Consider the following 11,657-nt stretch of genomic DNA (forward strand, 5'->3'; position numbering starts at 1 on the left):
CGTTTGGGGGCTTGGTGGCGGGGCGCCCCGCGGCCCTTTCGGGTGGCGCGCCGGGGGCAAACCGCCACCGGGGGGCGGGGGCGAATCGATTCGCCCACGCCGCACGGCCACCACAGACCAACTGCCCCACCCTCCCGCCTCGGGGGTGGGACGCCGGCCCGTACCGGTGTCCCACCCCCGTTCGCGGTTCCCGGTGGACGGCGACGACCTCACGTTACCGGCCAGTAATTTGGCTGATCATCATCTCCTCTGAGGCATCGTCAGCTCCTAGGCTCGCCCATGATCACATCGGGTGAACTGAGGGAGCAGAGCGTGATGGCAGGATTCCGGCGGACCGGCGGACGGCGGGCGGCCGGTGCCGCGCTCGCCCTGGCACTCGGGCTCGGGTCCGGGGCGGTGGCCCGACCCGCCTTCGCGGCACCCGCGTTCGCGTCCGCCGCCGCGTCCGGGAGCGCCACGTCCGAGAGTGCCGTGTCCGCGAGCACCGCGTCCGGGAGCGCCGCCGCGTCGGCGTTCGGCGGCTTCCGGCTGGCGGACATCACCGCCGCGGACGGGGTGGTCCTCAAGGCCGACGTGTTCACCCCGCCCGCCGGGACGCCGGGCGCGGACGCCCGGGGCCGCTACCCGGTGGTGGTGCAGCCGGCCAGCTGGGGGCAGAACGACCTGGAGTACGTCGCCCAGGGCCACCGGTTCGCCGCCGCCGGGTACGTCGTCGTGACGTACACCGTCCGCGGCTTCTGGGGCTCGGGCGGAGAGGTGGACGTCGCCGGGCCCAAGGACGTCGCCGACATCTCGACGGTGATCGACTGGGCGCTCGCCCGCACCCCGGCGGACCCGGACCGGGTCGGCATGATCGGGCTGTCGCTCGGCGGCGGCCTCACCCTGCTCGGCGCCGCCTTCGACCCGCGGATCAAGGCCGTCGCCTCGCTGAGCGGCTGGGCCGACCTCACCGACGCGCTCTACAGCGGGCAGACCCGGCACACCTCCGCCGCCACCCGGCTGGCCACCATCGAGGGCCTGACCGGCCGCAAGAGCCCGGAGTTCGCCACCGCCCTGGACGACCTGTTCGCCGACCGCGACCTGCCCGAGGTGGTGAAGTGGGCGGACGTCCGCTCGCCGGCCGCCTACCTGGACCGGATCAACGCCAACGGCGCCGCGGTCTACCTCGCCAACGGCTGGAGCGACAGCTTCTTCAACCCCGGCCAGATGACCGACTTCTACCAGCGGCTGACCGTCCCCAAGCGCCTCGAACTGCGCCCGGGCGACCACGCCAGCCAGGAGTTCACCGGCCTGCTCGGCTTCTCCAATGACACCTGGGACGGTGCCCGCGGCTGGCTCGACCGCTACCTGAAGGGCGCTCCCGGGGCGGACGACCGGCCGCAGGGGGTCGACCTGGAGGTCCGCCCGGGCGGTGCCCACGAGTCCTACCCGGACTGGCGGTCCGTCAACTCCCGTACCGAGCAGGTGGAGTTCGACGGAACCGCGACCGTCCTCGGGGACCGGCCGTCCGGCGCGAGCGGCGGCACCGTGCTGCTCTCCGGCCTGGTCGACCAGTGGCTGCACCAGCCGCCGACCGTCCTGCTGCCGCTGCTCGACCGCTCCGCCGCCGCCGTCCGGCAGTCCGGGCCGTACCCGCAGGGCCTGGCCGTGCGCGGTGCCGCCCGGGTGCGCACCACCGTCACCGCCTCCGCGCCGCAGGGCACGGCCGTCGCCTACCTCTACGACGTGGACGCGCTGGGCGTCGGCCGGTTGATCACCCACGCCCCGCAGAGCTGGAGCGGCCGCCCGGTCGGGCAGCCCTTCCCGCTGGACGTCACTCTGTTCCCGACCGCCTACGACCTCCCGGCCGGCCACCGGCTAGCGCTGGTGCTCGGCACCCACGACGGTCTGTACGGCGGCGAGACGCCGAAGGACGGCACGGTGGCCTTCGGTCCGGCGGAGCTCGCGCTGCCCGTCCGCTGAGGCGCCGCGCCCCACCCGGGTCCGGAGGGAGCCGGGTGGGGCGCGGGTGGGGTGCGGTCAACAGCTGAGATGGATCAGATCGGGAAATACGCCAACTGTCGTAAGCGGCAGCGGGATCAGAGCCGGCGCAGGAACACGTCCAGGTGGGTGTTGGTGTCGCCCGGCACCAGGTCGGCGTCCTCGGCGGTGAAGACGACGGTGTCGCCGGTGGCGTCGACGTACGGGCTCTCCGAGCTGCCGGTGCTCTGCGCTCCGTCCCGGGTGGCGGTGACCCGCTCGATCCGGCCGGTCCGCAGGTCGCGGCGGAAGACGTCGCTCTGCCCGTTGGTGTCGCCGGGCACCAGGTCGTCGGCGCTGGAGTCGAAGTAGACCCAGCGGTCGTCGGCGGTCATCGCCGGGTCGTAGGCGCCCTCGGTGGTCGTGGTGCCGGGCAGCGGGGTGTTGACCAGGGTCGTCCGGCCGGTGGCCAGCTCGCGGACGTAGAGGTCCATCCGGATGCCGTGGGTACCGGGGCGCCCGACGCCGTCCACCGGCAGGGCGTACAGGGCGAAGCGGCCGTCCGGGCTGATCCGGGCGTCGCCGCCGGCGCCGGTCGGGGCGCCGGTGGCGTCCAGGCTGGCAGCGGTGACCGTGCCGGTGCCGGCCTTCCAGACGTAGTACGGGTAGAACCGGGGACCGGCCAGCTCGGCGGAGGCGGAGGCGGAGGCGGCGGCCGGCGCCGCGGCGGCCGTACCCGCGGGCGGCGGGAGGAGGTTGCCGGCCCGGGAGGTGAAGCCGACGGTGGCGCCGTCCGCGCTGATGGTCGGACGGAAGGAGTTGTTGTCGCCGCCCTGGCCGTCCGGGCCGACGCTGATCAGCCGGGTGGTGTGGGTCCAGCGGTCGGTGACGAAGACGTTCTGCTTGCCGCGGTGCACCCCGGCGGCCAGGTCGGTGCGGTCGGAGGCGAAGGCGACGTAGCGGCCGTCCCGGCTCAGGGTGGGGCTGTCGGCGCCGCGGATGGTCTCGTCGTCGGTGGTGCCGAGGGTGCCGGCGGAGACGAGTTCGGTGCGGCCGGTCCAGCGGTCCCGGACGTAGACGTCGCTGCGGTGCTTGGGCCGGCCGGGCAGCACGTCGGTGGCGGTGGTGCTGAACGCGACGTAGCGGCCGTCGGCGCTGATCGAGGCGTCCGTGGTGGCGGCGTTCAGGCGGGAGCCGTCGTCGGCCACGCTGACCCGCTCGACGTGCCCGTTGCGCAGGTCCCGGACGTAGACGTCGCCGCCGGTCGGGGTGGACCCGGGGAGCAGGTCGGTCGCCGTGGAGGAGAACAGCGCGGACCGGCCGTCGGCGCTCAGCCCGAGCGCGTACGAGTCGCCGTCGAGCTGCTCGCCCTTGGGCCCCTCGCTGACCCGGGCGGTGTCGCCCTTGGGCGGCCGGGCCTCGGCGGCCGGCATCACGGCGCCGACCGCGAGGGCGGCCACCAGGACGCAGCCGGTACGGGCCAGCCGGCGGCGGGAACGGGCGGTGATCATGGACTTCCTCCCCTGACGACGGTGCCGGGCCGGTGATCCCCCGGGCCCGGCTCGGCCACGAGCCAAGCGCCGGCCGGCCGGGACGGTCAACGGGGCGAAGCGATCCCGTCCGGAAATACGCCACCGGTGGTACGGCCGTCCCGCCGCCGACGGAACCGGCCCCGGACGGCCCGCTCCGCCGCGCTGGCAGAATTGGGCTGTGATCGACGCACGACGGCTGCGGACCCTGCGGGCCGTGGCGGACCACCGCACCGTGACCGCCGCGGCGGCCGCCCTCTACCTGACCCCTTCCGCGGTCTCCCAGCAGCTCGCCGCCCTGGAGCAGGAGACCGGCCACCACCTGCTGGCCCGGGAGGGCCGGGGGGTGCGGCTGACCGCCGCCGGGGAGATCCTGCTCGGCCACGCCGACGCGGTGCTCGCCCAGCTGGAGCGCGCCGAGGCGGACCTCGCCGCCTACAGCGCGGGCGTCGCGGGCGAGGTCACCGTCGCCTCCTTCGCCACCGGCATCTCGCACGTGCTCGCCCCCGCGATCGGCCTGCTCGCCGAACGGGCGCCGGGGGTACGGCTCAAGGTGCTGGACGCCGAGGGTGACGCCAGCCTGCCGATGGTGCTGGACGGCCGGGCCGACCTCGCGGTGGCGGTCGAGTACCGGGGCGCCCCGCGCGCCGACGACGCCCGGCTGACCCGGGTCCCGCTGTACGCCGAGCCCTTCGAGGCGGTGCTGCCGCTGCTCCACCCGCTGGCCGCCGAGTCGGGGCCGCTCGCGGTGGCCGCGTTGGCCGACCAGCCGTGGATCGGCCCGTACCCGGGCAACCCCTGCCACGACGTGGTCCTGCTGGCCTGCGAGCACGCCGGCTTCCAGCCGCGCCTGCTGCACTCCTCGGACGACTTCCGGGCCGTCGTCGCGCTGGCCTCCGCCGGTGCGGGGGTCGCCCTCGTTCCGCGCTCGGCGCTGCGCGGGGTGGACCTGGGCCGGGTGGCGGTCCGCCCGGTCGACAGCGAGCTGGCCACCCGTCGGGTGTTCGCCGCCGTCCGGGCGGGGGCCGACGGGCACCCGCTGATCCGGCCGGTGCTGGACTCGCTGGCCGCCGCGGGCGCCGCCGGCGCCTGACGGAATTCCGCTCCCCGGAATTCGCCGAATGTCCTCCGGGGCGTTCCGAATTCCCCGGTTCAGGCTTTTCCGGCGGTCCTCGGATGAATTGCCGCAATGATCCCGGTGACTTCGGCGGCGGCCGCCACGAGATAGAAGTGGTCGCCCGCCAGGACGTGCAGCGAGAATGCGCCGGCGGTGGTGGCCGCCCAGGCCCCGGCCTGCTCCACCGTGACCTGCGGGTCCCGGTCGCCGGTCAGCGCGAGCACGTCGGCGCGCAGCCGGGGCGCGTCGGGGGAGCGCCGGTAGCGGTCGATCAGCCGGTAGTCGTTGCGCAGGATCGGCAGCACCAGCTCGCGCAGGTCGGGGTCGTCGAGCACGGCGGCCTGGGTGCCGCCGAGCCGCCCGACCGCCCGGACCAGCCGTTCGTCCGAGTAGTCGTCGTCCCGGGCGGGGGTGTCCGGGGCGCGGCCGGACACGCACAGCCGGGTGACCGGGGTGTCCCCGGCCGCCTCCAGGCGGAGCAGGGTCTCGTAGGCGACGGCCGCGCCCATGCTGTGCCCGAACAGCACGGTGGGCAGCGGCGACAGCGGGCGCAGCTGCCCGGCGACCGCCTCGGCCAGCGGGGCGAGGTCCGGGACCAGCGGTTCGCGGAAACGATTCTCCCGGCCCGGGTACTGGACGGCCAGCAGCTCCACCGAGGGGTCCAGGTGGCCGGACCAGGAGCGGAAGAAGCTCGCGCCGCCGCCCGCGTGCGGGAAGCAGACCAGGCGGAGCGCGGGGCGGTCGGGGGAGGAGTGACGGCTCAGGTACGACATGCCTGCTCGATTCGTCTCGTCCGTTCGGCGGCCGGTCAGCCGAGGAGGGTCTCGCCCAGCGGGGTGAGGGCGTGGACGGTGGAGTTGTGGCGCCGCTCGGTGGTCACGAACCCGGCGCGGCGCAGCACGGTGATGTGCTTGCTGGCGGAGGGGGTGGAGATGTGCAGCCGGTCCGCGACCTGCCCGGTGGACTGCGACTCCCGCAGGGTGCCCAGGACGTCCGCACGGGTGCGGCCGAGCAGGTCCTGGAGCGCCGCCCGGGCGCTCTGCCCGTTCCAGAGCGCGGCGGCGTCCTCGACCGACGGGACGACGTTGTAGACCAGGATCGGCAGGCCGTGCCAGCCCATCTCCTTGTCGATCAGGAACGGGCGGGGGGCGAACAGCGAGGGCACCAGGGTCAGGCCCTGGCCGACCAGGACGATCTCCCGGGAGGGCTGGACGTTGTCGACGCGCAGCGTCGGCGAGCGCCAGACGATGGACGGGTGCCGGTTGTTGAGCACGTGCTCCATGCCGGCCGTCACCACCTCGCGGCCGCAGGCGTCGCGCTCGGCCCGCAGGAACTGGTGGATCCGGCCCCAGAACGGCTCGACCGCCTCGGTGGGGAACGAGTCCCCCTCCGGCGGTCGGCCCGAGGTCAGTGCCTCCAGGAGGGTGCCGCGGGACCCGTCCGGTCCCGCGGCGAGCGGTGTTCTGCGGGAGCGGCCGCGGACCGTCCGGCGCCACTCCGAGAACACGTCCCGTCTCTGCTCGGTCAGCCGGTTCCAGGCCAGGTGCGCCTCGAAGGCCAGGCCGAGGGTATCGATGACGCGAATGCGCGATAAATCGTCGACGCTGAGTCGCAACTCCAGCACGTGAATTCCCCCGATTGATTCATGACAGTTAAAAGCGCAGGTCAGCGATAACTGATCGAGACCGGCAGGCTACTGTATCCCTGGACCAGATTGGATCGCATCCAGTTCACATTTCCCGCCGATTCCACCGACCGCACCTCCGTGACCAGTCGCCCCAGGAGTTCACGCAGTTCGACCCGGGCCAGGGCGGCGCCCAGGCAGTGGTGCGGGCCGTTGCCGAAGCCCAGGTGGCGGTTGGGCGCACGGTCCGCGAGGAACCGGCCCGGGTCGGCGAACAGCCGCTCGTCCCGGTTGGCCGCGGCCAGCCAGGCCACCACCGCCTCGCCCTTGCGGATCGGCTGCCCGCCGACCTCCCAGTCCTCGGTGGCCACCCGCAGCACGTGGGCGGCCGGGGAGGTCCAGCGGACCAGCTCCTCCACGGCGCGGTCGATCAGCCCGGGGTCCCCGGCCAGCACGTCCAGCACTTCCGGGAACTCCTGGAGGACGTGGAAGGCGCCGGTGACCGAGTGCCGGGTGGTCTCGTTGCCGCCGATCAGCACGTTGTCGCAGTTCACCAGGACGTCCTCGGTGCTCAGCCGCTCGTCCGCGAGCAGCGCGCTCACCAGGTCCGGGCCGGGCCGGCGCCGCCGCTGCTCGATCAACTCGTCGAAGTAGAACATGATCTCGGTGTGCGCCTGGGCGGGCGTCATCCTGTTGAACGCGCTCTCCGCGCCGCCGAAGGCGTGGTTGGTCAGCTCGATCAGCTGCTCGCGTTCGGCCGGCGGCACGCCGATGATCTCGCAGACGATCGCGGCGGGCAGCCGGGGGCCGATGTCCAGGGCGACGTCGGTGGGGCCGCCCGAGCGGAGCCGGTCGACGATCTCCTGTACCTCCCGGCGCAGCACCGACTCCAGCTCGGGCGCGCGCAGCCGGGACAGGAAGGGGCCGATCGCGCGCTTGAGCAGCGCGTGCCACTCGCCCTCGCTGGCCACCAGCATCCGGCCGCCGGAGCTGTCGGTGTGGTCGGCGTCGAAGCCGATCATCATGCCGTACTCGGAGGTGAGCGGGGCCTTGGGGGAGAGGACGGCGGAGACGTCCCGGTGGGAGAAGACCGACCAGAACCCGCCGGGGGAGATGCCCGGTTCGCTCCAGACCACGGCGTTCGCCGCGGCGTAGTCCTGCCACATCGCGAACCTGGCGTCCGTGGTGTAGAGGTCGGGGTCGCCCAGATCAATGGTCATGCCGGTCTGTCCTCGTCTGTCGTCTGTCGTCTGTCGGGGGCGTCTGTCGGGGGCGTCGGGGTCGGGGCCGGGGTGACGGGGGTGCTCACACCGGGAGTTCGGCGGGTTCCTCGGCCGGCCGCGGGGCCGGGGCCAGGGCCGGTGCGTTCCGCAGGGCCGGGCTGAGCGCGGCGCCCAGCGCGAGGACGCCCAGGGCGGCGGCGCAGCCCAGCAGGCCGGTCAGCCGCCCGGCGTGGTCCAGCAGCAGACCGCCGGCCAGTGGGGCGACGGCGCCGCCCGCGCCGCTGCAGATCGCCGCCACGCTGATCACCCGGCCGCGGTGGCTGTCCGGGGTCAACCGCAGCTGGGCGGTGGTGAAGTAGGCGTTCGAGGTGGGGGCGGCGAAGGCGATCAGACCGAGCAGGACCCCGGGGGTGTACGTGCCGGGGAGGGTCGCGATGCCGACGGTGAGCAGCGCGGACAGCCAGAGCACGGTGAGCACCGGTCGGGCGCCGGTCAGCACCCGCTGGAGCAGCGGGGCGGCCAGCGCCCCCAGCAGGCCGCCGACCCCGAGCAGGGCGGCCAGCACACCGATCGGTCCGGAGCCCACCCCGCCGGTCCTGGCGGAGGCGATCACCACGAAGTAGACCAGGCCGAAGAAGAAGTTCACCGCCGTGGCGCACAGCAGCCCGAGCCGCAGGAACGGGTGCCGGGCGATCCAGCGCACGCCTTCCAGGAACTCCCGTCGGCCGCCGCCCGGTTCGCTGCTCCCGGGATCGGGATCGGGGGCGGGGGCGGGGGACGGCCGTTGCGGCTTCAGGAAGAGCAGCAGCACCAGCCCGCCGAGGTGGGCCAGGAACCCGACGGCGAACGGCAGGGCCTGCTTCGCCGCGAGCAGGAAGCCGCCGGCCGACGTCCCGGCGAGCTGGCCCGCGTAGGTGCGGGCCGAGTTCATCGCGACGGCGTTGGACAGCCGCTCCTCCGGCACCAGCCCCGGGATCATCGCCTCGCCCGCCGCCAGCACCACCGCCGTGGCCGCGCCGTTGACCAGGGCGAGCAGCACCAGCGGCGCCAGGGACACCGGGCCGGCCCAGAACAACAGGACCAGCCCGCCGAACACCGCCGCCATCGCGCCCTCGCACCACAGCATGACCCGTCGCCGGTCGTACCGGTCGGCGACGACCCCGGCGGGCAGGCCCGCCAGGAGCATCGCCGCCGCGTCGACGAAGCCGATCACCCCGGCCTGGGACGGCGATCCGGTGAGGGTCAGGACGAGGAGCGGGAGCACGATCAGCGAGGTGCTGTAGGCGAACTCGCTGAACGCCTGGCTCGCCCACAGCAGGGTGAAGCCGCGCCCCGCCCCCCGTCCGCCCGATGTGCCGGCGGCCATCAGGCGAGCAGCCGGGAGCGGGACTTGGTGTGCACGTAGGCGCGTCGCAGGTCCCGGGCGACGCTGGTGCGCTTGAGCCAGCGGTCCGTGCCGTCGTAGCGCGGGGTGAAGGTGTCCCGGCCGTGCACCGTCAGGTAGTTGTCGATGAAGACGGCCTCGCCCGGGCTCAGCACCACCCGGTCGGCGGCCCGCGCCAGCAGCCCGGCGGCGGCCTCCAGCGAACGCCGGGCCTCGGTGTCCTCGGGCACCGAGTCGGTGAAGTCGGCGTCGATCCGCAGGTAGGGCGAGTCGGCGGGCCCGAACAGCACGGAGGCCACCTCGAACGGGCGCTCCTCCAGCGCGGACGGGCGCTCGGCGGTGTGGGTGGGGACGACGTGGTGGGAGTCGTCCGGGAAGAACCGGAAGCGGTCCTCCTGGAGGACGCGGCGCAGCGGTTCGGCGAAGTCCACCGCGTCCAGCGTGGAGACCGTGGTGCCGACCCCGTCCGGGTTGCGCAGGCACATCAGGGCCACGTAGTCGCCCCGGCAGGCGTGGAAGACGTCCTCGGTGTGCAGGGTCAGCTGCTGCTCGCTGCTGGCGCTGGTCAGCGAGTTCTCCTGGCCCTTGGCCGGGCAGACGTCGTGGACCAGCCGGCCGCCCTGCTGGTGGGTCCAGGCGAACGGGTCGCCGAGCACGGAGGAGATCAGCAGCAGCACCAGCTCCTCCCGGACGGCCGCCCCCTCCTTCCGGGCGATCTCCCAACTCGCCGGCGTGGGGACGAGCGCGTCGTCCACCGGCAGGTTGGCGACCCGGATCAGCGCGTCCTCCGCGCCGCGGGCGGTGACCAGGAACTGCCGGACGCCGACGGGCAGTCGCTCCGCCTCGATCCGGATCGCGTCGGCCTGCTCCAGCGGCTCCCAGACCGGGTGCCGGTCGAGGTAGTCGTCGGCGAGCGCGGCCACCTGGTTCTTCTCGTCGTCGTTCAGTACGTAGCGGGCCACAACAGGAACCTTTCGGTCGGTCAGGCGCCGGTCGCGGCGACGATCTGGCGCAGGGCGTCCAGGAAGTCCTCCGCGAGGCGGCGTACGGTGGCGGGCGAGTGGGTGGTGGGGGAGTGCATCCAGTCGATCCGCAGCTCGCCGTCGCTGACGGCGGCGACCACGTCGATCCGGTGCGGGCGGGGCTGCTCCGGCGCCTGGTCGGCGCCCAGCGCCCCGAACTGCTCCCGGACCAGGCCGGTCGCGCCGGTGGCGCCGTCCCACTGCCCGAGGTAGTTGAAGCTGATCCGGGGGTGCGGGGCGGCGGCGAGCGCGGTGTGCGCCGGGCTGCCCGGTTCGGAGAGGTAGCGCAGGGCGCCGTAGCCGATGCCGCGTCCGGGCAGTTTGCGCAGATGGCGCTTGACGGCCTTCAGCGCGGGCGCCCAGTCGCCGGCGGGCACGTCGAGGGTGACCGGGTAGAGCGAGGTGAACCAGCCGATGGTGCGGGAGAGGTCCACGTCCTCGAACAGCTCCTCGCGGCCGTGGCCCTCTAGGGCGATGGTGACGGGCGCGCCCGCCCAGTTCCGCAGGGTGCGGCCGAGGGCCGCCAGCAGCACGTCGTTGATCTGAGTGCGGTGGACGGCGGGCACCCGCTGGAGCAGGGCCTGGGTCCCGGCGCGGTCGAGGTGGACGGACTCGACGACGAGTTCGCCGTAGGTGTCCGACCGGGGGGCGCCCGTGCCGGTGGCGGTGCCGTCGACGGGGAGCTCGACGGACGCGGCGGAGGCCTGGCGCCAGTAGTCCAGCTCCTGGTCGAAGCCGCCGCTGCGGACGTGCTCGGAGAGGCGCTCGGCCCAGCGGCGGTAGCTGGTGGTGCGGGGGCCGAGGTCGGCCGGGGCGTCGTCGGTGCCGGCGCCGTCGGCCGGGGCGTCGTCGGTGCCGGCGAGGCGGGTGTAGGCGGTGGCGAGGTCCTCCAGCAGGATCCGCCAGGAGACCCCGTCCATCACGGTGTGGTGCACGGCCAGGAACAGCCGCGGCGCGGCGCCGTCCGGCAGTCGGAGGAAGGCCCCCCGCAGCAGGACGCCGTGGTGCAGGTCCAGGGACTGCTGGGCCTCGGCGGCGGCCAGGTGGAGTGCGGCCGGCACGTCCGCGGCGCCGGTGAGGTCGCGAACGGCCAGCAGGTCGGTGGGCCGGTCGCCGTACTCCTGGATCCAGTCACCGGTGGCGGTGCGGGTGTAGCGCAGGCGCAGCGCGTCGTGCTGGTCCACGACGGCGAGCAGGGCCGCCTCCAGCAGCGCCGGGTCGGTGTCGGGGGCCAGGCCCACGTGGACCGACATGGCGTAGTGGTCGGGGTCGACGGTGTGCTCGGCGAAGAACCACCGCTGGATCGGGGTGAGCCGGACCGACCCGGTCTCCTCGGCTCGGTCCGCCGCCGTCGGGCCGGCGGGGGCGGTCTCCTCGAACCCGCCGATGGCGGCGGCCAGTTCGGCGACGCTCTGGTGGACGAACATCAGCTTGGAGGTGAGCCGCAGGCCCTCCTGCCGGGCGCGGGAGATGACCTGGATGGTGAGGATGGAGTCGCCGCCGAGTTCGAAGAAGTTGTCGTGGATGCCGACCCGGTCGGCGCCGAGGATGTCGGCCCAGATCGCGGCGAGTTGCTGTTCGGCGGGGGTGCGGGGGGCGGTGTAGGGCGTCTCGGTGGGGGCGGTGTGGTGCTCGGGCCGGGGGAGGGCGCGGCGGTCGATCTTGCCGCTGGGGGTGAGCGGGAGGGCGTCGAGGGTGATGTAGAGGGCGGGGATCATGTAGTCGGGGAGGGTGGTGGCGAGGTGGGTGCGGAGTTGGGTGGGGGTGGTGGGGGTGGTGGTGACGGTGTAGGCGGTGAG

At 74.2% G+C, this 11,657-nt stretch carries 9 protein-coding genes; 2 read left to right on the forward strand and 7 right to left on the reverse strand.

Annotated features, from left to right (window positions below):
• The first annotated feature begins 315 nt into the window (after positions 1-315).
• Positions 316-1,962, forward strand: a complete 1,647-nt coding sequence (locus tag AB0O91_RS40750; protein ID WP_363444527.1) for a CocE/NonD family hydrolase — start codon at positions 316-318, stop codon at positions 1,960-1,962.
• Between the two features lie 116 nt (positions 1,963-2,078).
• On the opposite strand, the gene AB0O91_RS40755 is transcribed toward AB0O91_RS40750, so the two are convergent.
• Complete coding sequence (locus tag AB0O91_RS40755; protein WP_363444504.1) at positions 2,079-3,470, reverse strand: hypothetical protein; 1,392 nt, start codon at positions 3,468-3,470, stop codon at positions 2,079-2,081.
• A gap of 199 nt (positions 3,471-3,669) precedes the next feature.
• On the opposite strand from AB0O91_RS40755, the gene AB0O91_RS40760 reads away from it, so the two are divergent.
• A complete protein-coding gene (locus tag AB0O91_RS40760; protein WP_363444507.1) occupies positions 3,670-4,581 on the forward strand; it encodes a LysR family transcriptional regulator in 912 nt (303 codons plus the stop codon).
• 59 nt (positions 4,582-4,640) lie between these two features.
• On the opposite strand, the gene AB0O91_RS40765 is transcribed toward AB0O91_RS40760, so the two are convergent.
• From AB0O91_RS40765 to AB0O91_RS40790, 6 genes are all read right to left on the reverse strand, one after another.
• On the reverse strand, positions 4,641-5,378 hold the full coding sequence (locus AB0O91_RS40765) for an alpha/beta fold hydrolase (protein ID WP_363444510.1): 738 nt from the start codon (positions 5,376-5,378) through the stop codon (positions 4,641-4,643).
• A 35-nt stretch (positions 5,379-5,413) separates the two neighbouring features.
• Positions 5,414-6,229: a winged helix-turn-helix domain-containing protein gene (locus tag AB0O91_RS40770; protein ID WP_363444512.1), complete on the reverse strand. Its 816-nt coding sequence runs from the start codon at positions 6,227-6,229 to the stop codon at positions 5,414-5,416.
• A gap of 41 nt (positions 6,230-6,270) precedes the next feature.
• A complete protein-coding gene (locus tag AB0O91_RS40775; protein WP_363444515.1) occupies positions 6,271-7,449 on the reverse strand; it encodes a cytochrome P450 in 1,179 nt (392 codons plus the stop codon).
• A gap of 85 nt (positions 7,450-7,534) precedes the next feature.
• Entirely contained in the window at positions 7,535-8,818 is a 1,284-nt protein-coding gene (locus AB0O91_RS40780; protein ID WP_363444518.1) for an MFS transporter, read from the reverse strand.
• Positions 8,818-9,798, reverse strand: a complete 981-nt coding sequence (locus AB0O91_RS40785) for a TauD/TfdA family dioxygenase (RefSeq protein ID WP_363444521.1) — start codon at positions 9,796-9,798, stop codon at positions 8,818-8,820. The genes AB0O91_RS40780 and AB0O91_RS40785 overlap by 1 nt, the downstream gene beginning before the upstream one ends.
• Positions 9,799-9,818: 20 nt before the next feature.
• A partial coding sequence (locus AB0O91_RS40790; protein ID WP_363444524.1) for a condensation domain-containing protein occupies positions 9,819-11,657 on the reverse strand: 1,839 nt, incomplete at its 5' end.

It is taken from the genome of Kitasatospora sp. NPDC089797 (assembly GCF_040684795.1).
In the GTDB taxonomy this organism is placed as follows: domain Bacteria; phylum Actinomycetota; class Actinomycetes; order Streptomycetales; family Streptomycetaceae; genus Kitasatospora.